Source organism: Allobosea thiooxidans, assembly GCF_900168195.1.
Classification (GTDB): domain Bacteria; phylum Pseudomonadota; class Alphaproteobacteria; order Rhizobiales; family Beijerinckiaceae; genus Allobosea; species Allobosea thiooxidans.
This window is the reverse complement of record NZ_FUYX01000007.1, coordinates 231019-252570: the sequence shown is the minus strand read 5'-3', so window position 1 is coordinate 252570 and position 21552 is coordinate 231019. Positions and strand designations below refer to the sequence as shown.

General features: G+C 67.6%; 24 protein-coding genes. 19 read left to right on the top strand and 5 right to left on the bottom strand.

The window, feature by feature from the left end:
- The 3 genes from B5Y19_RS14915 to B5Y19_RS14905 form a co-directional block, all read left to right on the top strand.
- A partial coding sequence (locus tag B5Y19_RS14915; protein WP_139384402.1) for an autotransporter family protein occupies nt 1-1014 on the top strand: 1014 nt, incomplete at its 5' end.
- 143 nt (nt 1015-1157) lie between these two features.
- Nucleotides 1158-1586 carry an Hsp20 family protein gene (locus B5Y19_RS14910; protein ID WP_047579573.1) on the top strand — a complete coding sequence of 143 codons (429 nt, stop codon included), beginning with the start codon at nt 1158-1160 and terminating at the stop codon, nt 1584-1586.
- 111 nt (nt 1587-1697) lie between these two features.
- Nucleotides 1698-1964, top strand: coding sequence for a BQ00720 family protein (locus B5Y19_RS14905; protein WP_055729874.1), 267 nt, complete (start codon nt 1698-1700; stop codon nt 1962-1964).
- 22 nt (nt 1965-1986) lie between these two features.
- On the opposite strand, the gene B5Y19_RS14900 is transcribed toward B5Y19_RS14905, so the two are convergent.
- Nucleotides 1987-2694, bottom strand: a complete 708-nt coding sequence (locus tag B5Y19_RS14900) for an alpha/beta hydrolase (RefSeq protein ID WP_079591665.1) — start codon at nt 2692-2694, stop codon at nt 1987-1989.
- A gap of 176 nt (nt 2695-2870) precedes the next feature.
- Between B5Y19_RS14900 and B5Y19_RS14895 the strand changes: the two genes are divergently transcribed.
- Both B5Y19_RS14895 and infC read left to right on the top strand, forming a co-directional pair.
- On the top strand, nt 2871-4088 hold the full coding sequence (locus tag B5Y19_RS14895) for a glycosyltransferase family 4 protein (RefSeq protein WP_079591658.1): 1218 nt from the start codon (nt 2871-2873) through the stop codon (nt 4086-4088).
- 117 nt (nt 4089-4205) lie between these two features.
- Nucleotides 4206-4748 carry a translation initiation factor IF-3 gene (gene infC / locus B5Y19_RS14890; protein WP_055731065.1) on the top strand — a complete coding sequence of 181 codons (543 nt, stop codon included), beginning with the start codon at nt 4206-4208 and terminating at the stop codon, nt 4746-4748.
- 64 nt (nt 4749-4812) lie between these two features.
- Here infC and B5Y19_RS14885 read toward each other — a convergent pair whose 3' ends face one another.
- Nucleotides 4813-5409 (bottom strand): TetR/AcrR family transcriptional regulator, encoded by a 597-nt coding sequence (locus B5Y19_RS14885; protein ID WP_055731066.1) that lies wholly within the window; start codon nt 5407-5409, stop codon nt 4813-4815.
- Nucleotides 5410-5510: 101 nt separating this feature from the next.
- On the opposite strand from B5Y19_RS14885, the gene B5Y19_RS14880 reads away from it, so the two are divergent.
- Nucleotides 5511-6719, top strand: a complete 1209-nt coding sequence (locus tag B5Y19_RS14880; RefSeq protein WP_055731067.1) for an MFS transporter — start codon at nt 5511-5513, stop codon at nt 6717-6719.
- 51 nt (nt 6720-6770) lie between these two features.
- On the opposite strand, the gene B5Y19_RS14875 is transcribed toward B5Y19_RS14880, so the two are convergent.
- On the bottom strand, nt 6771-7796 hold the full coding sequence (locus B5Y19_RS14875; protein WP_055731050.1) for an amino acid ABC transporter substrate-binding protein: 1026 nt from the start codon (nt 7794-7796) through the stop codon (nt 6771-6773).
- A 267-nt stretch (nt 7797-8063) separates the two neighbouring features.
- Here B5Y19_RS14875 and rpmI point away from each other — a divergent pair, with 267 nt between their 5' ends.
- Together rpmI and rplT are read left to right on the top strand one after the other, a co-directional pair.
- Nucleotides 8064-8264 carry a 50S ribosomal protein L35 gene (rpmI, locus tag B5Y19_RS14870; protein WP_047575639.1) on the top strand — a complete coding sequence of 67 codons (201 nt, stop codon included), beginning with the start codon at nt 8064-8066 and terminating at the stop codon, nt 8262-8264.
- A gap of 28 nt (nt 8265-8292) precedes the next feature.
- Nucleotides 8293-8667 carry a 50S ribosomal protein L20 gene (gene rplT / locus B5Y19_RS14865; RefSeq protein ID WP_055731051.1) on the top strand — a complete coding sequence of 125 codons (375 nt, stop codon included), beginning with the start codon at nt 8293-8295 and terminating at the stop codon, nt 8665-8667.
- A gap of 189 nt (nt 8668-8856) precedes the next feature.
- Here the strand turns inward: rplT and B5Y19_RS14860 are convergent, their stop codons facing one another.
- On the bottom strand, nt 8857-9633 hold the full coding sequence (locus tag B5Y19_RS14860; protein WP_055731052.1) for an LOG family protein: 777 nt from the start codon (nt 9631-9633) through the stop codon (nt 8857-8859).
- 209 nt (nt 9634-9842) lie between these two features.
- On the opposite strand from B5Y19_RS14860, the gene pheS reads away from it, so the two are divergent.
- From pheS to B5Y19_RS14820, 8 genes are all read left to right on the top strand, one after another.
- Nucleotides 9843-10925 (top strand): phenylalanine--tRNA ligase subunit alpha, encoded by a 1083-nt coding sequence (gene pheS / locus B5Y19_RS14855; protein WP_055731053.1) that lies wholly within the window; start codon nt 9843-9845, stop codon nt 10923-10925.
- A gap of 28 nt (nt 10926-10953) precedes the next feature.
- A complete protein-coding gene (locus B5Y19_RS14850) occupies nt 10954-12135 on the top strand; it encodes a glycosyltransferase (protein ID WP_055731054.1) in 1182 nt (393 codons plus the stop codon).
- Complete coding sequence (locus B5Y19_RS14845; RefSeq protein ID WP_055731055.1) at nt 12125-12550, top strand: ASCH domain-containing protein; 426 nt, start codon at nt 12125-12127, stop codon at nt 12548-12550. The genes B5Y19_RS14850 and B5Y19_RS14845 overlap by 11 nt, the downstream gene beginning before the upstream one ends.
- Nucleotides 12547-14970 (top strand): phenylalanine--tRNA ligase subunit beta, encoded by a 2424-nt coding sequence (gene pheT / locus B5Y19_RS14840; RefSeq protein ID WP_079591656.1) that lies wholly within the window; start codon nt 12547-12549, stop codon nt 14968-14970. The genes B5Y19_RS14845 and pheT overlap by 4 nt, the downstream gene beginning before the upstream one ends.
- 239 nt (nt 14971-15209) lie before the next feature.
- Entirely contained in the window at nt 15210-16121 is a 912-nt protein-coding gene (locus B5Y19_RS14835) for an alpha/beta fold hydrolase (RefSeq protein WP_139384401.1), read from the top strand.
- Entirely contained in the window at nt 16118-17194 is a 1077-nt protein-coding gene (locus B5Y19_RS14830) for a tartrate dehydrogenase (RefSeq protein WP_055731057.1), read from the top strand. The genes B5Y19_RS14835 and B5Y19_RS14830 overlap by 4 nt, the downstream gene beginning before the upstream one ends.
- A 51-nt stretch (nt 17195-17245) precedes the next feature.
- Nucleotides 17246-17950, top strand: coding sequence for a TerC family protein (locus tag B5Y19_RS14825; protein ID WP_055731058.1), 705 nt, complete (start codon nt 17246-17248; stop codon nt 17948-17950).
- A 21-nt stretch (nt 17951-17971) separates the two neighbouring features.
- The gene (locus B5Y19_RS14820; protein ID WP_055731069.1) at nt 17972-18712 is read left to right on the top strand and encodes a TerC family protein; all 741 of its coding nucleotides are present in this window, start codon (nt 17972-17974) and stop codon (nt 18710-18712) included.
- Nucleotides 18713-18715: 3 nt separating this feature from the next.
- Here the strand turns inward: B5Y19_RS14820 and B5Y19_RS14815 are convergent, their stop codons facing one another.
- A complete protein-coding gene (locus tag B5Y19_RS14815) occupies nt 18716-19330 on the bottom strand; it encodes a 4'-phosphopantetheinyl transferase family protein (protein WP_055731059.1) in 615 nt (204 codons plus the stop codon).
- A 111-nt stretch (nt 19331-19441) separates the two neighbouring features.
- Between B5Y19_RS14815 and B5Y19_RS14810 the strand changes: the two genes are divergently transcribed.
- From B5Y19_RS14810 to B5Y19_RS14800, 3 genes are all read left to right on the top strand, one after another.
- Nucleotides 19442-20173 (top strand): AzlC family ABC transporter permease, encoded by a 732-nt coding sequence (locus B5Y19_RS14810; protein ID WP_055731070.1) that lies wholly within the window; start codon nt 19442-19444, stop codon nt 20171-20173.
- Nucleotides 20160-20477: a branched-chain amino acid transport AzlD family protein gene (locus tag B5Y19_RS14805; RefSeq protein ID WP_055731060.1), complete on the top strand. Its 318-nt coding sequence runs from the start codon at nt 20160-20162 to the stop codon at nt 20475-20477. Before B5Y19_RS14810 ends, B5Y19_RS14805 begins: the two co-directional genes overlap by 14 nt.
- Nucleotides 20478-20662: 185 nt before the next feature.
- On the top strand, nt 20663-21535 hold the full coding sequence (locus tag B5Y19_RS14800; protein ID WP_055731061.1) for a branched-chain amino acid aminotransferase: 873 nt from the start codon (nt 20663-20665) through the stop codon (nt 21533-21535).
- Nucleotides 21536-21552 lie beyond the last annotated feature (17 nt).

Below are 21552 nucleotides of genomic sequence, written 5' to 3'. Positions count from 1 at the left end.
CGCACCATCATCGACAGCCTGCATGAGCGCATGGGCGAATTGCGTCCGCTCGAGACCGCTCCCGTCACCGAGGAGCGCACGATCTGGTGCAAGAATCCGGAGAAGAACTTCCGCTGCACCACCGTCGTGCGCCTGCCCGACAGCGTGGTGGCGGCCAATCGCTCCTATGCCTCGGCCGGCTGGGCCCGGATCATCGGCACGCACGGTAACCAGGATGGCGGGCCGGGCGGGATCTTCCGCAACGGCCCGAATTTCGACTACGACATCTATGCGCTGCAGGCCGGCCTCGACCTCTATCGCGGGATGAATGCCGACGGCAGCCGCGACCATGCCGGCATCTACGGCGCGATCGGCCGCATCCAGGGCGATGTCCGCCATTTCAACGGCATCAAGGCCGGCACCAACACTATCGACGGCTATTCGATCGGCGCCTACTGGACCCATTTTGGCGCCTCGGGCTGGTATCTCGACGGCGTCGTGCAGGGCACCTGGTTCGACGCCGAGGCCGACTCCAAGCGCCAGTTCAAACTCAACCGCGACGGCTTTGGCTTCGCCGCCTCGCTGGAAGGCGGTTATCCGATTGCGCTCGGCAATGGCTGGACCATCGAGCCGCAGGCGCAGCTGATCTACCAGACGCTGGTCAACGGCTCCGGCCATGACGGGGCGGCGCTGGTGCGCTTTTCCGATGTCGAGTCGCTCGCCGGCCGGATCGGCGCGCGCCTCGCCAAGGGCTGGGCGCTGGACGAGGGACCGCGCCCGCGCATGCTGACGGCATGGCTGAAGGCGAGCCTGTGGAACGAGTTCCTCGGCGATCCCAAGACCTCGTTCTCCTCCGCCTCCGGCATGGTCCCGTTCCGCTCGGATCTCGGTGGGGCCTGGGGCGAGGCCAGGGTCGGCGTCGACGCGCAGCTCTGGCGCAACACCGCGCTCTATGCCTCTGCGGGTTACTCGATCGGCTTCGACGGCCGTTCCCACGCCTATGACGGGCGGTTGGGCGTCAAGGTGACATGGTGAGGGAGGCACCCTTGCGCTCCTCTTGAAGCGGGGCGGGCACTTCGCCATATCTTGGCCAAGCGAAAGGGTTCGCCTTTCGCCCGCGGGATGCTGCCAGTGGCGGGTCCCGATGTTTGTGAGGCGCCTTTCGAGGGCCTGAAGAGATGACGCGTACGCCTAGCCTGTCCCACCCGTTCCTGCTCGGCTTCGACGATATCGAGCGTGCGCTCGACCGTGTCGCCAAGGGCGCGAGCGAGGGTTATCCGCCCTACAATATCGAGCGGCTGCCCCGGACCGAGGACGAGCCGGATCGTCTGCGCATCACGCTGGCCGTCGCGGGCTTTGCTCGGGAGCAACTCGAGATCACGCTGGAGGAAAACCAGCTCACGATTCGGGGCCGCCAGAGCGACGACAAGAATCGCCAGTTCCTGCATCGTGGCATTGCCGCCCGTCAGTTCCAGCGCAGCTTCCTGCTGGCCGACGGGATGCAAGTCCTCGGCGCCGACCTGTCGAACGGCCTGCTCGCGATCGATCTGGTCAGGCCGGAACCGGAACGGCTCATCCGGCGTATCGATATCATGAGCCGCGAGTAGAGGGCGGGTGACCGTCCAGCTTCTGAAGGATGCGGCGGCGGTTTTCACATCTGTTCATAATTGAAGGCGCAGTATCAGAACCGCATTCGCACTGCTCGAAAGGAGGGCGCGATGAAACAGGACAGGAATTTGATCCAGGCCAACCCGCTGACCCCTGCGGAATTCGCCGCGCTCGGCACCGGCGAGGTCGCCTATGTCAAGTCGATGACTTCCGACGAGCTGATGCGGATCTTCCCGCAGGCTCCGAAGATCGAATCCGGCTTGCAGCTCTTCACCCTGCTCTCGGCCGACGGTGCGCCGATCCTGGTCACGGATTCGCGCGAGGCCGCGACGGCCAATGCCTGGGAGCACGACCTGAAGATGGTCAGCGTCCACTGACGCCGACCGGGCTTCCCACCGCTCAGGGCGCGGTCGCCATCCCGGCGACCGCCGATTGCAACCTCACGATATCCTCCGGTGTCGACAGGCGGTGATCGCCGTCCTTGATCAGCGTCAGCACGACCGGATCGCCGCTGAGATGCTCGACGAGCTTGAGCGCTTGGCGCCAGGGCACGTCGGGGTCGCGCATGCCCTGGAGGATATGGACCGGGCATCCCGCCTTGATTTCTCCGCCGAACATCAGGTGCCGGCGCCCGTCCTCGATCAGGGCACGGGTGATCGGCGTCGGTTCGGGCGCGTATTCGGAGGGGCGCAGCCAGACGCCTTCGTCGAGGATCGTCCGGCGGATCGCATCGGGCATCTGAGCCCACATCAGCTCCTCGGAGAAGTCGACCGCAGGCGCGATCAGTACAAGGCCGGCGGGCTGCAGCGGTGTGCCGAACAGGCGGCGCGCCGCGAGCAGGGCGATCCAGCCGCCCATCGATGAGCCGACCAGGATCGGCGGCCGGCGACACTGGCTCGCGATCGCCGCCAGCGCGTCCTCAAGCCAGTCGGAGAGGGTGAAGGAGCCGAAGTCGCCTTCGCTCTCGCCATGGCCGCCATAGTCGAAGCGCAGATAGGCCCGGCCCGCGCCGCGGGCCCAGTCGGCCAGCGCCTCGGCCTTGGTCGCGCGCATGTCGGAGCGGAAGCCGCCGAGCCAGACCACCGGCGCGCCTTCGCCTTCCTGCATGAGGAAGGCCAGGCGGCGGCCGGAGGGGCCGTCTCCGACATCGAGCCATTGCGGCGGCTGGCGCTCCAAGGCAAATCTCCTGTGGCGAATCGCTTGGCCGCGGCGATTGGAGGCTGCGGCCACTATCTGATAGGGGCATATTCGCCTCGACAAACGAAAGTCCAGACTCAGAGCGCATGTCCTTCAAGCCGGGTGCCCATCTTTCACTGCCTTCGACCGAAACGCATCCGCTGGCCGGGCGGACGATCCTGCAGATCATTCCTGAACTCGAGGCGGGCGGTGCCGAGCGCACCGCCGTCGACATCGCCAAGGGTCTGACCGACGCCGGCGCCCGCGCGCTGGTGGCCACCGAAGGCGGGCGCCTCGTCGCCGAGCTGCAGGCCAAGGGCGGCGTCTGGCTGCCTTTCCCGGCGGCCTCGAAGAACCCGATCGGGATGGCGCTGAACATCCGCAAGCTGGTCCTGCTCTGCCGGCAGGAGGGCGTGGAGCTGATCCATGCCCGTTCGCGCGCCCCGGCCTGGGTCGCGCTCGGCGCGGCGAAGCTGCTGAAACTGCCCTTCGTCACCACCTATCACGGCTCCTACAACAGCCGTTCGGCCGTGAAGACGCTCTATAATTCGGTGATGGCGCGCGGTGACGTCGTCATCGCCAACTCCGCCTATACGGCCGAGCTGATCCTCTCGAAGCACCCGATGGCGCGCGACCGGATCAGGGTGGTCAATCGCGGCACCAATTTCTCGGCCTTCGCGCCGGCGGCGGTCGGCGCCGACCGGGTCCAGGCGCTGCGCAAGGCCTGGGGCGTCGAGCCGCATCAGCGCATCGTGCTGCTGCCCGGCCGGCTGACCGGCTGGAAGGGGCAGCGCGTGCTGATCGAGGCCGCGCGCCTGATGCGCGACGGCGGCGACGGCGAGACCGCCTTCATCCTGGCCGGCGATGCTCAGGGGCGGGACGGCTACGTCAAGGAGCTCGACCAGCTCATTGCCAAGGCGGGGCTGGAGGGCCGCGTCCGCCGGGTCGGCCATTGCACCGACATGCCGGCGGCGATGCTCTCGGCGGCGGTCGTGGCCGTGCCCTCGACCGAACCGGAGGCGTTCGGCCGCGTCGCGGTGGAGGCGCAGGCGATGGGCGCGCCCGTCGTGGTCTCCGATCTCGGCGCCGTGCCGGAGACGGTGCTGGCCCCGCCGCAGGTCGCGCCGGGCGAGCGCACCGGCTGGCGCATCCCGCCCGACGACGCGGCCGCGCTGGCGGCTGGCCTCGCCGAGGCGCTGGCGCTGCGGCCTTCCGCGCGCGATGCGCTGGCGAGGCGCGCGCGGGAGCATGTCGAGCGGCACTTTTCGCTGGAGGCGATGGTCACCGAAACCCTCGACGTCTATTGCGCGTTGCTGGAGCGTTGAGGCGACAAGGCGGCGGCGAATGCCTGCCGACGCGGCGTCATGCATTGACAACGCGTGTCTTTGTGCAATGTGTCTGCAACAGCGGCGCGAACTGCGCCAAATACAGGAGAATACCCCATTCGTCGTCCGTACCGAGCCGCACCGGCCCCGACCAAGGAAGGCCCCCGTTCGAACCGTGACATCCGCGGAGTTCGCGAGGTTCAGCTCATCGACGATACCGGCGCCAACCGTGGCGTGGTGTCGTTCTTCGAGGCCCTGAAGATCGCCGAGGATGCCGGCCTCGACCTCGTCGAGATCGCCCCGAACTCCGTGCCGCCCGTCTGCAAGATCCTCGATTATGGCCGCTTCCGCTTTCTCGAGCAGAAGAAGGCTTCGGAGGCGCGCAAGAAGCAGCGCACCATCGAAATCAAGGAGATCAAGCTCCGCCCCGGCATCGACAAGCACGATTACGAGGTGAAGATGAAGGCCATGCACGGCTTCTTCGAGGAAGGCGACAAGGTAAAGGTCACCCTGCGCTTCCGCGGCCGCGAGATGGCGCATCAGGATCTCGGCGTGAAGGTGCTCGAGCGCGTCAAGGTCGATACGGCCGAGGTCGCCAAGGTCGAGAGCGACTGGCAGCTCGAAGGCCGCCAGATGGTGATGGTGCTCGCGCCGCGCTGAGGCGCGGGCAATCTCGCAAGACTTGTTCGGGATAACCGAAAGAGGGCGCCTCGGGCGCCCTTTTTCATGCTGGCTTGCGCAGCAACCCCTTGAGCATCGCGTCGAAGGCGTCGGTCGCAGCCCGCAGGGCGGCCTCCGGGTCGGGCGCATGGGCTATCCATTGCGCCGCATGCTGGGTGGCGCCGAAGATCAGGCGTGCCACGGCCTCCGGATCGAGCGGGGCCAGCACGCCCTCTCTGACAAGCTCGTTCAGTCCCTGGGCCATCATCCGGATGCAGTCGTTCTGGAGCGGCCAGCCCCAGGGATCGCCGAGCACGGCCGGGCCGTCGCGCAGCATGATGCGCTGGATCTCGGGCTCGCGCGCCATGGCGAGATAGGCGGCGCATGAGTCGCGGAAGCCGGTCCAGGGATCCGCGGCACGGGCCGAGACGGCACGCAGCCGTATCGTCATCTCCGCATCGATCTGGTCGATCACGGCGGCGAACAGCCCCTTCTTGTCGCCGAAATGGTGATAGAGTGCGCCGCGGGTGAGGCCGGCCGCCGCGGTCAGATCATCCATCGAGGCGGCCGCATAGCCGATCGTGCCGAACGCCTCGCGTGCGGCGGCGATCAGGCTGGCGCGGGTTGCCGCGATCATGTCGGCGCGAAGCCTGCGAGCCATCATATCCCTTTCACATACGCTCCGTATGTTAATTGACATACGGAATGTATGCAATTATCGATTCACATACGCGGCGTATGTCCGCCCCTTCGGTCCAGGCCATGCCCAATCCTTATCGTGAGATCTTTCGCGCACCCGGCGCGCTCGCCTTTTCGTCCGCGGCTTTCGTCGCGCGCTTGCCGGCGTCGATGGTGGGCCTCGGCATCGTCACGATGCTGTCGGAGCGGCGCGGGGAATACGCCGTCGCCGGCGCCGTCGCCGCCGTCTTCGCGCTCGCTTCCGCGCTGATCACCCCGCAGGTCTCGCGGCTCGTCGACCGCTATGGCCAGCGACGCGTGCTGATGCCGGCCGCCGGGGCAGGAGCTCTGGCGCTGAGCGGCCTCATGCTCTCGACATGGGCGGGGGCGCCGAGCTGGCTGCTCTTCGTCTTCGCGCTGCTCGCCGGCGTGATGCCGAGCATCGGCGCAATGGTGCGGGCGCGCTGGACGGAGCTCTATCGCGACACGCCGCAGCTGCGCACCGCCTTCGCCTTCGAATCGGTGGTCGACGAGATCATCTTCATCATCGGCCCGATCGTCGCGATCGGGCTCAGCGTCAGCCTCTTTCCGGAGGCGGGTCCGCTTGCCGCCATGGTCTTCCTGCTCGTCGGCGTGCCGCTGCTCTGCGCGCAGCGGCGGACGGAGCCGCCGGTTCGCGCCCGCGCTGCCGGCATGGAAGCCTCGGTCATTCGGCTCGGCGGCGTGCAGGTCGTCGTGCTCGCGATGATCGCCATCGGGGCGATCTTCGGCACCGCCGAGATCACCGCGGTCGCCTTCGCCGAGGCGCAGGGGCAGAAGGCGATGGCGAGCGTGGTGCTGGCGACCTATGCGGCAGGCTCGCTGATCGTCGGCCTCGTCTTCGGAGCGCTCAGGCTCAGGGCGTCGCTCGCCACGCAGTTCGTCGCGGCGATCGCGCTGGCTGCGGCTACGACATTGCCGCTGCTGGCGGTGACCGGCCTGGCCTCGCTGGCGCTGGTCTTCTTCATGGCCGGTGCGGCCGTCTCGCCGACCATCATCATCGCCATGGGGCTGATCGAGCGGCTGGTGCCGGCCCGTCAGCTCACCGAGGGCATGACCTGGGGCATCACCGGGATCGGCATCGGGATGGCCTTCGGCGCCTCTGCCGCCGGCGCACTGATCGACGCCTTCGGAGCCCATAGCGGCTTCTGGGTTTCGGTCGCTGCCGGCGTCATCGGATTGCTGACCACGCTCGTCGGCTATGCCCGGCTTCTCGGCGACCGCAACCAGGCGGCCGTCTGCGAACCGGCCTGAACATGGAAGCGACGGGCCGCCCTGGGAGGGTGGCCCGGCAGCATCGGATGATCAGCGGATCGGCGGGGCGTAGTGCAGGCCACCTTCGGTCCAGAGCTTGTTGACGCCGCGCGGCAGCGGGTTGCGCGTCTTCGGGCCGAAATGGCGCTCGAAGCTCTCGCCGTAATTGCCGACCGCCTTGACGATCCGCACGACCCAGTCGTTGCCGAGGCCGAGCGACTCCCCGAACTTGCCCTCGGCGCCGAGCATGCGCCGGACTTCCGGGTTCTGCGACGTCTTCGCCATCTCCTCGACATTGGCCTGGGTCACGCCGAGTTCCTCGGCATTGATCAGGGCGAAGACCGTCCAGCGCACCAGGTCGAACCAGGCCGGGTCGTTCTTGCGGACCCAGGGGCCGAGCGGCTCCTTCGAGATCACCTGCTGGAGCAGGATATGCTCCTCGGGGTTCTTGAGCCGGCCGCGCGTGCCGGCCAGCGCCGAGAGGTCGGTGGTGTAGGCGTCGCAGCGGCCGGCCTCATAGGCCTGGACGGTGTCCTCCAGCGTCGCGAAGGCGACGGTCTCGAATTTCAGGCCATGGGTGCGGCCGTAATCGGCGAGGTTGAGCTCGGTGGTCGTGCCCTGCGAGACGCAGACCGAGGCGCCGTCGAGTTCCTTGACGCTGTTCACATTGAGCTTCTTGCGGACGATGAAGCCCTGGCCGTCATAATAGTTGACCGTCGTGAAGGTCAGGCCCTGGCCGATGTCGCGGCCGAGCGTCCAGGTGGTGGTGCGGGAGAGCACGTCGATCTCGCCGCTCTGCAGCGCGACGAGCCGGTTCTTGCTCGAGAGCGACAGGTAAGTCGCCTTGTCCGGGTCGTTGAAGATCGCAGCCGCCAGCGCGCGGCAGACATCGGTGTCGAAGCCCTTCCAGACGCCGTTGCCGTCTTGCAGCGAGAAGCCCGGCACGCCTTCGCTGGTGCCGCAGATGATGTGGCCGCGCGCCTTGATCTTGTCGAGCGTCGACTGGGCAAGCGCCGGGGCCGAGGCGGCGGCCGCCAGCGCGAGGCCGGCGGCGAGGCTGAGCAGAAGCTTCTTCACGGGGAGGGTCTCCAGATGCGGATGCCGGTTGACCTTACGTCGGGAACTGCGCTTGAAGGAAGCGGGCGGGCAACGGCCCGGTTTCCGATGCGCCCCATCCGGGATTGCCGGCTTCGCACTTGCCAGAGGCGGCATTTTCTGCGATAGGGCCGGCCTTCGATCGCCCGGCTGATAAGGGCTGCCGTGGCGGTCGTGCTTTGCTTCCTGAAAGCAAGACATTGGCAACGCGTTCAAAAGACGCGCGGCTACGACCATTGAGGAGCTGAAATGCCCAAGATCAAGACCAAATCGGCCGCCAAAAAGCGGTTCAAGATCACCGGTACCGGCAAGGTGCTCTACGCCCAGGCCGGCAAGCGTCACGGGATGATCAAGCGGACCAACAAGCAGATCCGCAACCACCGCGGCACCACCACCCTCTTCGAGGGCGATGCTGCCAACGTGAAGAAGTTCTTCCTCCCCAACGGCTGACGCCACCTGACATTCCGGAGATCATGATATGGCTCGCGTGAAACGGGGCGTTACCGCCCACGCCAAGCACAAGAAGACGCTCAAGGCCGCCAAGGGCTTCTATGGCCGCCGCAAGAACACGATCCGCGCCGCCAAGGCGGCCGTCGATCGGTCGATGCAGTACGCCTATCGCGACCGCAAGAACAAGAAGCGCTCGTTCCGCGCGCTCTGGATCCAGCGCCTCAACGCTGCGGTGCGCGAGCACGGCCTGACCTATTCGGTCTTCATCGGCGGCCTGACCAAGTCGGGCATCGAACTCGACCGCAAGACCCTGTCGGCCATGGCCATCGACGATGCAGCTTCGTTCGCTGCCGTGGTCGAGACGGTCAAGGGCGTGCTGGGCGCCGAAGCCAAGGCCGCCTGAGCAGCCTTGCGTCGCTGAATTTGGAAAAGGCCGGCGGTGACGCCGGCCTTTTTCTTTGTTCTTCAGGGTTCTTCAGGCTCTGCCGTCATGCGCGCCCTTGTGGCGAGCATCCACGTCTTGAACGCCGCGGGCGGCGGCCGGAGGCGTGGATGGTCGGGACGAGCCCGACCATGACGACGCCGTACGCTCTCACGCCTGAACGCTGCCGTTCGTCGGCGGGTGCCAGTCCGCGCCGGCGCCTTCGACGATCCGGTCATAGGCCTGCTCCGGCGTGTCGGCATAGTGGAACAGCTTGAGATCGTCCGGGCGGATGAAGCCGGCCTCGGCCATCCGGTCGAGATTGAGCAGGCCCTGCCAGAAGCCGGAATCGTAGAGCACGATCGGCACCGGGCTCATCTTGCCCGTCTGCACCAGCGTCATGATCTCGAACAGCTCGTCGAGCGTGCCGAAGCCGCCCGGGAAAACCACCAGCGCTGCGGCGCGCATCGCCAGATGCATCTTGCGCATCGCGAAATAGTGGAAGCGGAAGGTCAGGTCCGGCGTCGACCAGGCGTTCGGCTCCTGCTCGTGCGGCAGCGTGATGTTGAAGCCGATCGAGAGAGCGCCGGCTTCGATCGCGCCGCGATTGGCGGCCTCCATGATGCCCGGCCCGCCGCCGGTGGCGATGACGTGGTGGCGGCCGGCATCGCCGTCGCGCAGCGCGCCGCCGCGCTCGGAGGCGATGCGGCCGAAGGCGCGGGCGGCCTCGTACCAGGGGTTGCCCTCGCGCACCCGCGCCGAGCCGAAGACGACGATGGTCGAGACGACGCCGCGCGCCCTGAGATGATCCTCGGCCTTCTGATACTCCAGCATGAAGCGGACGCCACGGGTCGAATCGCCGAGGATGAAGTCGGGATCGAGCGCGGCGAGCCGATAGGACGGCGATTCCTTCTGGGCGGTGTTGTCGGGCAAGGCATCCTCCTGCATCGGCTCTGCGCCGGGTCGAAAGGCGAAGCCCCTTCTTCGGAAGGATTCGGGGCGCGCACAAAGGGACAGATCGTCACCCCGCTGCGGGGCGCGCATTCGGCGCCCTGCGCGAAGCCGGTTCCGCTTCCCGTCGCTTCGCTCTGGCATAAGCCGGCCGTTCCCGCTAGAACGCGCCCGTTCCCACGCCTTCAAACGCTTGCGACCCATTCATGACCGATATCGCCACCCTGGAACGCGACGTCCTTGTCGCGATCGACACTGCCGCCGATGAAGCCGCCGTCGAGGATGTGCGCATCGCCGCGCTCGGCAAGTCCGGCTCGATCTCGGCGCTGCTCAAGACGCTGGGCGGCATGACGCCGGACGAGCGCAAGGAGAAGGGCCCGCAGATCAACGGCCTGCGCGACCGTGTGCAGGGCGCCATCGCGGCCCGCAAGGAAGCGCTGGGCGAAGCGGCGCTGGAGGCGCGGCTGGCCTCCGAGCGCGTCGACGTCTCCCTGCCGGTGCAGGAAGGGCCCGAGGCGCGCGGCCGCATTCACCCGATCAGCCAGGTCATCGACGAGATCACCGCGATCTTCGGCGATATGGGCTTCGCCATCGCCGAGGGGCCGGACGTCGAGACCGACGACCTGAATTTCACCAAGCTCAACTTCCCGGTCGGCCATCCCGCCCGCGAGATGCACGACACCTTCTTCTTTGCGCCGGACGCCAATGGCGAGCGCAAGCTGTTGCGCACCCACACCTCGCCGGTGCAGGTCCGCACCATGCTGGCCGAGGCACCGCCGATCCGCGTCATCTGCCCGGGCCGGACCTATCGCAACGATTCCGACCAGACCCATACCCCGATGTTCCATCAGGTCGAGGGGCTGGTCATCGACAAGTCGGCTCATCTCGGCCACCTCAAGTGGATCCTGGAGGAGTTCTGCAAGTCGTTCTTCGAGATCGACGACGTGAAGATGCGCTTCCGCCCGTCCTTCTTCCCCTTCACCGAGCCTTCGATGGAGGTCGACATCCAGTGCTCGCGCAAGGGCGGCGAGATCCGCTTCGGCGAGGGCGACGACTGGCTCGAGATCCTCGGCTGCGGCATGGTCCATCCGAACGTGCTGCGCAATTGCGGGCTCGACCCCGAGGTCTATCAGGGCTTCGCCTGGGGCATGGGCATCGACCGCATCGCCATGCTGAAATACGGCATGCCGGACCTGCGCCCCTTCTTCGAGGCGGATGTGCGCTGGCTGTCGCATTACGGCTTCCGCCCGCTCGACCTGCCGACGCTGACCGCCGGCCTCTCCTCATGACGGCGCGAGCCGGGCAGGGGAGGGCGCGATGACGCCTGCGGGCTGGGCGGCGGCGATCGCCGTGCTGCTGGTCGTGATGAACCTGGCGAGCCAGGTCATCGCGCTCTGGCGGCTGCGCCGGCCCGTTCAGAATTCTGCCCTGCTCGCTGCCCTGCCGCCGGTCACCATCGTCAGGCCGGTGCGCGGTATCGAGGCCTTCAGCCGCGAGACGGCGATCTCGGGCCTCGAACTCAATTATCCCCACTACTGCACGATCTTCTGCGTCGCCGACGCCCATGATCCGATCATCCCGCTGATCGAGGAGCTGATCGGCATCTATGGCGCTGAAAAGGTCCGCCTGATCGTCGGCGATGTCCCGGTCAGCGCCAATCCCAAGCTCAACAACTGCGTGCGCGGCTGGGAGGCGGCGGCGACCGACTGGGTCATCCTCGCCGATTCCAACGTGCTGATGCCCAAGGATTACATTCAGCGCATGCTGGCCGCCTGGCAGCCCGCGACCGGCCTCGTTTGCTCGACGCCGGCCGGCTCCCGGCCTCTGTGCATTGGCGCCGAAGTCGAATGCGCCTTCCTCAATGCCTTCCAGGCGCGCTGGCAATATGTCGGCGAGGCGCTGGGCCTCGGCTTCGCGCAGGGCAAGTCGATGCTCTGGAACAAGCCCTTCCTCGACGCCAATGGTGGCATCGCCGCGCTCGGCGCCGAGATCGCCGAGGATGCGGCCTCGACCAAGCTGGTGCGCAATACCGGCCGGCAGGTCCATCTCGTCGGCCAGCCCTTCGAGCAGCCGCTTGGCCGGCGCCGACTGAGGGACGTCGTGCAGCGCCAGTTCCGCTGGGCGCGTCTGCGGCGCGTGACCTTCCTGCCGTTCTTCGCGCTGGAAATCCTCTCCACGCCTTTCCTTGCCGCCGTGCTCGCTGCCTTCGGTGCCTCCGCGCTGGGGCTGTCGGTCTGGCTTGCGCCGCTCCTCGTCCTGCTCGTCTGGTATGCCGGCGATATCCTCTTGTCCGCCAGCGTCGGCTGGTTCCTGAACTGGCGTACTCCGCTCGCCATGCTGGCACGCGACATCGCCTTCCCCGGCATCTGGGCCTATGCCTTCATCGGCGGCGAGGTGAGCTGGCGCGGCAACGCCATGAAGATCCGCGCCGACGGCGCCAACAAGCTCAACGATGCGCGGCCGGCGGCCTCGGCACAGGCGGGGCACGATGGACGCTGACCTGATCGCCTCCTTGCCCGAGCGCTATCGCGGCTGCCCGAGCTTTTCCTTCGGCGACAGCCCGGAGCTCGCGAACGAACTCGCGGCGCTGGTCATCAGCGGCCGCAAGACCGCGACGGTGGACACGCTCGACGCTCCGGATCGTCCCAAGCTCGGAGAGCAGTGGGTCGTCCTGGATGGCGATGGCCGTCCTGTCTGCGTCATCGAAACGCTGGAGCTCACGCCGCGGCGCTTCGACGAAGTTGACGAGGCGTTTGCCTTCGACGAAGGGGAGGGCGACCGCTCGCTGGCCTGGTGGCGGGACGCCCACGAGACCTATTTTCGGCGCCTCGGCGTCTTCAGCCCTGACATGCCCTTGCTTTGTGAGCGCTTCCGTTTGGTGGAAGTGCTCGCCCCGATGGACGTAGATCGATGAAGTTCACGATTTCCTGGCTCAAAGAGCACCTCGACACCGACGCCTCCGTTGCCGAGATCGCCGAGACCCTGACCCGCATCGGCCTCGAGGTCGAGGCGATCGAGGATCGCGCGGCGGCGCTGTCTGCCTTCACCATCGCCTATGTCATCGAGGCGAAGCAGCACCCGAACGCCGACCGCCTGCGCGTCTGCATGGTCGACACCGGCGCAGGCGAGCCCGTACAGGTCGTCTGCGGCGCGCCGAATGCCCGCACCGGCATGAAGGGCGTGTTCTCGCCGCCGGGCAGCTACATTCCCGGCAAGAAGATCACGCTCGGCAAGGGCGTGATCCGCGGCATCGAATCGAATGGCATGCTGGTCTCGGAAGCCGAGCTCGAGCTCTCCGACGACCATGACGGCATCATCGAGCTGCCGGACGACGCGCCGGTCGGCCAGCCCTATGCGACCTATGCCGGGCTCGACGACGCCGTGATCGAGATCGCGGTGACGCCGAACCGGGCCGACGCTCTCGGCGTCGCCGGCATTGCCCGCGACCTCGCCGCCGCCGGCCTCGGCAAGCTCAAGCCGCAGGCCATCCAGCCGGTGCGCGGCTCCTTCCCGTGCCCGGTCAAGGTCACGCTCGACTTCGCCGATGAGGACAGGAAGCTCTGCCCGGCCTTCGCTCTGCGTCTCGTGCGCGGCGTCAAGAACGGTCCGTCGCCGGACTGGCTGCAGTCGCGGCTGCGTGCCGTCGGCCTGCGCCCCATCAACGCGCTGGTCGATATCACCAATTTCATGACGCTCGACCGCAACCGGCCGCTGCACGTCTTCGACGCTGCCAAGGTGCGGGGCAACCTGACGGTCCGCCGCGCCAAGGCTGGCGAGACCATCCTCGCCCTCGACGGCAAGACCTACACGCTCACCGACGAGCAGGTCGTGATCGCCGACGAGCACGGGGTCGAGTCGCTCGCCGGCATCATGGGCGGCGAGGCTTCCGGCAGCAGCGAGACGACCACCGACGTGCTCATCGAGAGCGCGCTCTGGGACCCGCTGAACGTCGCCCGCTCCGGCCGCGCGCTCGGCATCAATTCGGATGCGCGCTATCGCTTCGAGCGCGGCGTCGATCCCGACTTCACCCGTCCGGGCCTCGACCTCGCCACGGCGCTGGTCATCGAGCTCTGCGGCGGTGAGGCTTCCGAGATCGAATTCGCCGGCGAGCTGCCCGAAAGCCCCGGCGCGATCGACTTCCCCTGGTCCGAGGTCAAGCGCCTGACCGGGCTCGAGCTGCCGCAGGCCGAGATGAAGCTGGCGCTGACCTCGCTCGGCTTCCACGTCTCGGGCGCGGGCGACCGCGTCAAGGTCGCGCCGCCCTCCTGGCGCGCCGATGTCGGCGGCAAGGCCGATCTGGTCGAGGAGATCGTCCGCATCGCCGGGCTCGATCGCGTCGCCTCGACGCCGCTGCCGCGCATCAAGGGCGAGGTCGTCAAGCCGGTCCTCACCGTGCTCCAGAAGCGCACGCGCCTCGCCAAGCGCACGCTGGCGGCGCGTGGTCTCGTCGAGGCGGTGACCTGGTCCTTCATTTCGCACGACCAGGCGAAGCTCTTCGGCGGCGGCTCGCCGAAGCTCGCCCTCGCCAACCCGATCGCGAGCGATCTCTCGGATATGCGCCCCTCGCTGCTGCCGGGCCTGATCCGCTCGGCGCAGGCCAATGCCGATCGCGGCTTCCCCGATGTCGCGCTGTTCGAGGTCGGCCAGGTCTTCAAGAGCGACGAGCCGGAAGGGCAGCTGATCGCAGCCGCCGGCTTGCGCCGCGGCACGGCCCGCCTCGACGGCACCGGCCGTCGCTGGGATGGTGGCGCCAAGCCCGTCGACGCCTTCGACGCCAAGTCCGATGTGCTCGGCCTGCTCTCCGGGCTCGGCATTCCGACCGGCGGCCTGCAGATCGTCGCCGGTGGCCCGGCCTGGGCGCATCCCGGCCGTTCGGCGACGCTCCAGTTCGGCCCGAAGGGCGTCGTCGGCGCCTTCGGCGAGGTCCATCCGCGCATCCTCAAGGCGCTCGACGTCAAGGGGCCGCTGGTCGCCTTCGAGATCCATCTCGACGCGCTGCCGCTGCCCAAGGCCAAGCCCACCAAGGTCAAGCCGAAGCTCGCCCTGTCCGACTTCCAGCCGGTGACGCGCGACTTCGCCTTCATCGTCGACAAGGCGGTGGCGGCCGGCGACATGGTCAAGACGGCACAGGGCGCCGACCGTGCACTCATCGCCAATGTCGGCGTCTTCGACCTTTATGAGGGGCCGGGCGTCGAGGCCGGCAAGAAGTCGGTCGCGCTGGCCGTGACATTGCAGCCGACCGAGAAGACGCTGACCGAGGCGGAGATCGAGGCGGTCGGCGCCAAGATCGTCGCCGAGATCGGCAAGCGCTACGGCGCCACGCTGCGCGGCTGAGCCGGCACTTCGTCATGGTCGGGCTTGTCCCGACCACCCGCGTCTGCCTTCCAGTAGAGTGGTGTTCGAGACCTGGATGCTCGCCACAAGGGCGAGCATGACGGCCCAGCCTGACTGTTTCGGCAGTCTGCTTGGCCGGTGGCGCCTTACCATTGATCAGGATTATGTAATAATCCGCGGGAGAAATCCCCGCGCTTTCGGAGTATCGGCTGGCACATCCCCTGCCTCGCCGCGATCTGATGAGCCTCGCCGAACGCCCCGTCACGGATAAGCTGTTTCCCGATTTCCGCCTGCTCGACGTCGAGACGTCGGGCGCGCGGATTCGCGTGCGCATGGGCGGGGAGGGGCCGCCACTCCTGCTGCTGCACGGTTATCCGCAGACTCATGTGCTCTGGCACAAGGTCGCCGAGCGGCTGAAAGGCGAGTTCACCATCGTCTGCGCCGATCTGCGCGGCTATGGCGACAGCGACAAGCCGCCGACGGACGCCGAGCACGCGCCCTATTCCAAGCGCGCCATGGCGCAGGACATGGTCGAGGTGATGCGCGCGCTCGGCCATGAGCGCTTCTTCATCGGCGCGCATGATCGCGGCGCCCGCGTCGCGCACCGCCTCGCGCTCGACCACGCCGAGCGGGTCATCCGCCTCGCCACGCTCGATATCGCGCCGACGCGGGAGATGTACGCCCATACGACCGATGCCTTCGCCCGCGCCTATTGGCACTGGTTCTTCCTGATCCAGCCTGCTCCCTTCCCGGAGCGAATGATCGGCGCCGATGCCGAGGCCTTTTGGCGCAAGAAATGCGGTTCCGGTTCGGCCGGCATGACACCCTTCGCTCCGGAGGCGTTGGCGCATTACCTGCGCTGCTTCGCCGATCCGGCCGCGATCCATGGCAGCTGCGAGGATTATCGCGCCGCCGCGACCATCGACATCCGGCACGATGACGAGGATGGCGGGCGCAAGCTGGAGCCGCCGCTGCTTGCGCTTTGGGGCGCGAACGGCATCATCGGCAAATGTTTCGATCCGCTGGCCTTGTGGCGCGAGCGTGCGCAGGATGTGCGCGGCCGCGCCCTGCCGGGCGGCCATTATCTCGCGGAGGAGGTCCCTGATCTCGTCGCCGCGGAGTTCAGGGCCTTCTTCGGAGAAGCTGCATGACCGGGACCAATCGCGTGTATCGCATCGCCGTCATCGCCGGTGACGGCATCGGCAAGGAGGTCATGCCCGAGGGCCTGCGCGTGCTGGAGGCGGCCTCGAAGAAGTTCGGCTTCGAGCTGCGCCTGGACGAGTTCGATTTCTCCTCCTGCGACTACTACGCCAGGCACGGCAAGATGCTGCCGGACGACTGGAAGGAGAAGATCGGCGGGCACGACGCGATCTATTTCGGCGCCGTCGGCATGCCCCAGCAGGTGCCGGACCACATCTCGCTCTGGGGCTCGCTGCTGCTCTTCCGGCGCGAGTTCGACCAATACGTCAATCTGCGCCCCGTCCGCCTGATGCCGGGCGTGCCCGGCCCGCTCGCCAACCGCAAGCCGGGCGACATCGACTTCTTCGTCGTGCGCGAGAACACCGAGGGCGAATATTCCTCGGTCGGCGGGCGCATGTATGCCGGCACCGAGCGCGAGATCGTCATCCAGGAGACGGTGATGAGCCGTGTCGGCGTCGACCGCGTGCTGAAATACGCCTTCGAGCTGGCGCAGCGCCGCCCGCGCAGGAAGCTGACCTCCGCCACCAAGTCGAACGGCATCTCGATCACCATGCCCTACTGGGACGAGCGGGTGAAGGAGATGGCGAAGCACTACCCGGATGTCGCCGTCGACCAGTATCATATCGACATCCTGACCGCGCATTTCGTGCTGAACCCGGACCGCTTCGACGTGGTCGTCGCCTCCAATCTGTTCGGCGACATTCTTTCCGATCTCGGCCCGGCCTGCACCGGCACGATCGGCATCGCGCCTTCCGGCAACATCAACCCGACCGGCGATCACCCCTCGCTTTTCGAGCCGGTCCACGGCTCGGCGCCGGACATCGCCGGGCAGGGCATCGCCAATCCCGTCGGCATGATCTGGTCGGGCGCGATGATGCTCGACCATCTCGGCGAGCGCGTAGCCGCGCAGGCGATCGAGGCCGCGATCGAGCGCTCGCTCGGCGATGCGCGTACCCGCACCCGCGATCTCGGCGGCTCGCTGGGCACGGAAGCCGCCGGCAAGGCAGTCGAGCAGGCGCTCTAGGGCGGCCCCGGCCGGCCGCCGCAACGGATTTGAAGGCAAGGATTTGAGGTGATGGATCTGTCGTCGGTTTCCTTCGTCGACCCCCTGGCCTGGGGCAAGCTGGCCGAGATCATCCTGCTCAACATCGTGCTCTCGGGCGACAACGCGGTCGTCATCGCGCTCGCCTGTCGCGCGCTGGCCCCGCAGCAGCGAACCAAGGGCATCGCGCTCGGTGCCGGCGTCGCCGTGGTGCTGCGCGTGCTGTTCACCGTGCTGATCGCCTCGCTGCTCAACACGCCATTCCTGCGCATCGTCGGCGCGGGCCTGCTGATCTGGATCGCCGTCAAGCTGATCGTCGAGGACGAGGGCCAGGACGAAGGCTCGATCGCCGCCAGCAGCAAGCTGTGGAAGGCGGTGCAGACCGTCGCCATCGCCGACATCGTGATGAGCCTCGACAACGTGCTGGCCATCGCCGCGGTCGCCAAGGATTCGATTCCGCTGCTGATCGCCGGCCTCATCATCTCGATCCCGCTGATCGTGCTCGGCGCCTCGCTGATCACCAGCCTGCTGACGCGCTTCCCGGTCCTGGTCTGGGCCGGCGCGGCCCTGCTCGGCTGGGTCGCCGGCGAGATGTTCGAGAGCGATCCCTGGCTGATCGCCCGCTTCGGCGAGGAGTTGCTGCACAAGCTTGAATATCCGGCCGCGATCCTGGGCGCGCTGCTCGTGCTCGGCCTCGGCTACCTCATCAAATCGCGCCGGCCCGATCCGGCGCTCTGACGAATCAGGGGCAGACCATTGATCGATTTTTCCTCCTCGACCTTCTGGATATCGCTGCTGCAGATCATTTGGATCGATCTGCTGCTTTCCGGCGATAATGCCGTCGTCATCGCGCTCGCCTGCCGCTCGCTGCCGGAGAACCGCAAGAGGGTCGGCATCTGGCTTGGCGCGGGCGCGGCCGTGGGCCTGCGCATCATCTTCGCGCTGGTCGTGAGCTACCTGCTCGCGGTGCCCTATCTGAAGGTCATCGGCGGCCTGCTGCTGTTCTGGATCGCGATCAAGCTCGCGGTCGGTGAGGAGGAATCCCACGGCAATATCGAGGCGAGCGAAAGCCTCTGGAAAGCGGTGCGCACCATCGCCATCGCGGATGCCGTGATGAGCCTCGACAACGTCATCGCCATCGCGGCCGCCTCGCGCGGCCATCCCGAGCTCTTCATCTTCGGCCTGCTGCTCTCGATCCCACTGATCATCATGGGTGCACAGCTGCTCACCTCGATCATCGAGCGTTTCCCGCTGCTGGTCTGGCTCGGCGCGGCGCTGCTCGGCTGGATCGCGGCCGAGATGCTCCTCGGCGACATCGCGGTGCTGCGCTGGCTGCAGGCGAACTGGCCGAGCTGGGTCATCCCGGTCTCGACCGAGGTCAATCCGCTCGGCATCGGCCCGGCGAACCTGCCGCATTACGCGGCGGCGGTCATCGGCGCGGCTCTGGTCTGCGTCGTCGGCTATGTGCTGAAGCGCAAGCCGGCCGACCAGCCGGGCTGAGCTTCAGACGCCATCGAGAACGATCGCTGCGGCGGCCAGGACTTCCTGGCCGCCGTTTTTCATGATGCGCATCTGCCCGGTGGCAGCGGCGCTTCGCAGCGGATCGGCGACGCGAAAGGTGGTCTCCGATTCCAGCGACACCGCAAAGCCTTCCGGCGCCCGGCCGAACCCCGTGCCGAGCGCCTTCACATAGGCTTCCTTCGCCGCCCACAGGCGCGCGAAGGCGAGCGGGCGCAGGGAGGGGACCGTCGCATCGAGGAGCCGGCGCTCGTTCGGATGCAGCACCTCGAGCGGCAGCGCGCCTTGCGTCTCGACCCGCTCGACATCGACGCCGACGGGGCCTCGCGCCAGGGCGACGGCGACGATGCCGGCGCGCGTCGCCAGCGATAGCGCGAACCCTGTTCCTTCCGGCCGGGCGAGCAGCGGCCGTCCGGCCGGATCATGCGCGATGGCGACGTCCGGTTCCGCGCAGCCGAGCTGGCGCGCCAGCAGGCGTCGTGCCGTGCTGCGTCTCAATTCGGAACGCTCGGTCAGGTTGCGTGGACTGGCGCCTGTCGCGATCAGCCAGACGGCCGGGAGGGCAGGCGCGGCGCTGTCGGCGGAATCGAGCCAGAGCATGGTTTGACTCTACCGGTCCTGCCGCGGCATGTCGCGTTCTGCGCGCAATTCATGCAGGCGCGCCGTCGATGCGCGTTGACGCGCGCCGGGGCTTTCCTGTTCTGGAAGACCATGTCGACCGAGCCTCCATTCTCGCCGAACGTCTCGGAAGCGCCGATCACCGGCGCCGGCCTGGTGCTGGGCCTGCGCAAGGTCTCGGTGCTGATCCCCGGCATCGTCGTGTTCGCGGTCGCCTTCGGCGCCGCCGCCTCCGCCAAGGGCCTCTCCTTCCTGGAGACGATGCTGATGAGCGCCTTCGTCTATGCCGGCGTGGCGCAGCTCGTCGCGATGGAGCTCTGGCGCCCCGAATGGACCTGGGGCGCCATTGCCGGCCTTGCGGTCGTCACCGCGACCGTCAATGCCCGCATGGTGCTGCAGGGCGCCTCCCTGCAGCCCTGGTTCGCGAAATATCCCAAGGCGCTCAACGCCTTCCACCTGTTCTTCTTCACCGATGCCAACTGGCTCATCGGCACGCGCTACCGGGCCGAGGGCGGGCGCGATCTCGGCGTCCTGGTCGGGGCGGGGCTCGTGCTCTGGGTGGTCTGGGCCATCGCCACCGGCGGCGGCTACATGCTGGGCGCGCTGGTCAGCGATCCGCGCCGCTACGGCATCGATCTCGTCATGCCGATCTTCTTCGCGGCCATGATCGTGCCGCTCTGGCGCGGCCGGCGCGGCATGGTGCCGTGGGTCGTCGCCGGCCTCGTCGCGCTGATCACCGCCCGGCTGGTCGACGGCTATGCCTTCATCATCGTCGGCTCCCTCGCCGGCGCGCTCACGGGGGCGTTCCGCGATGACGCTGCCTGATCCCGGCACCTGGGGCGCGATCCTCGCCATCGCCGCGATGGCGGTCGCGACCTATCTCTGCCGCATTGCGGGCGTTGGGCTGATGAGCGTCATCCCGCTGACGCCGCATGTCCGGCGCGGCCTCGCCGCGCTGCCCGGCTCGATCGTGGTCGCGACCGTGCTGCCGTTGATCGAGCGGCTGGGCTGGGCGGCGGCGGTGGCGCTGCTGGTCGCGATCGGTACGATGATCCTGCGGCGCAGCGAGCTGCTGGCGCTGCTCACCGGCATGGCGGCGATCTCGGCCCTGCGGGCCTTCGGCTTCTGAGCGGTTGTTCGGCCATTCGCTGCAGGAAGGCGAATGGCGGTGCCCCGGCAACCGCTGATCCATCACCCGGGCCGATTGCTTCCATCACATCACGTCATCCCCTCATGCGCCGCCATGTGTTGACGGCGGGCAGCGGCGGGAGGACGGTGCGGCACAGTCAAAACTGACCAAGACGGAGCGCCCGCATGGCATGGTATTCTCAGACCTGGACCTGGTTCGATGGAGCCTGGCATGAGGGCAACCCCGGCCTCGTCGGCCCGCGCAGCCATGCACTCTGGCAGGCCTCCTCGGTCTTCGACGGCGGCCGCTATTTCGACGGCGTCGCCCCCGACATCGACCTGCATGCCGCCCGCGTGAACCGCTCCGCCGTGGCGCTGGGTCTCCAGGCCACCGTCACGCCGGACTTCATCGTCGAGAAGATGCATGAGGGCGTCAAGAAATTCGCCCCCGGCACGGCGATCTACGTCAAGCCGATGTATTGGGGCGAGGCCGACGGCCCCTCGACCATCATGCCCGATCCGGAGTCGACGCAGTTCGCGCTCTGCCTGTTCGAGGCGGCCATGCCGCAGCCGAGCAACGGCTTCTCTGTGACCAAGGGCCTCTATCGCCGCCCGACCTACGAGACCGCCCCGACCGATTCCAAGGCGGGCTGCCTCTACCCGAACAACGCCCGCATCCTGAAGGCCGCCAAGGCCGCGGGCTTCGACAACGCGCTCGTGCTCGACATGCTCGGCCATGTCGCCGAGACGGGCACCTCCAACGTCTTCCTCGCCAAGGACGGCGTGGTGAAGACTCCGGTCCCGAACGGCACGTTCCTGAACGGCATCACCCGCCAGCGCGTCATCAAGCTGCTGCGCGAGAACGGCGTGCCGGTCGAGGAATGCAGCCTGCGCTACGAGGAGTTCGAGAAGGCCGACGAGATCTTCATCTCCGGCAACTACTCGAAGTGCATGCCGGTGACCCGCATCGACGACCGCACGCTGCAGCCCGGCCCGCTCTTCCGCCGTGCCCGCGAGCTCTACATGGACTTCGCGCACAGCAAGGCGAAGGCCGCCTGAGCCGAAAGGCCAAAGCC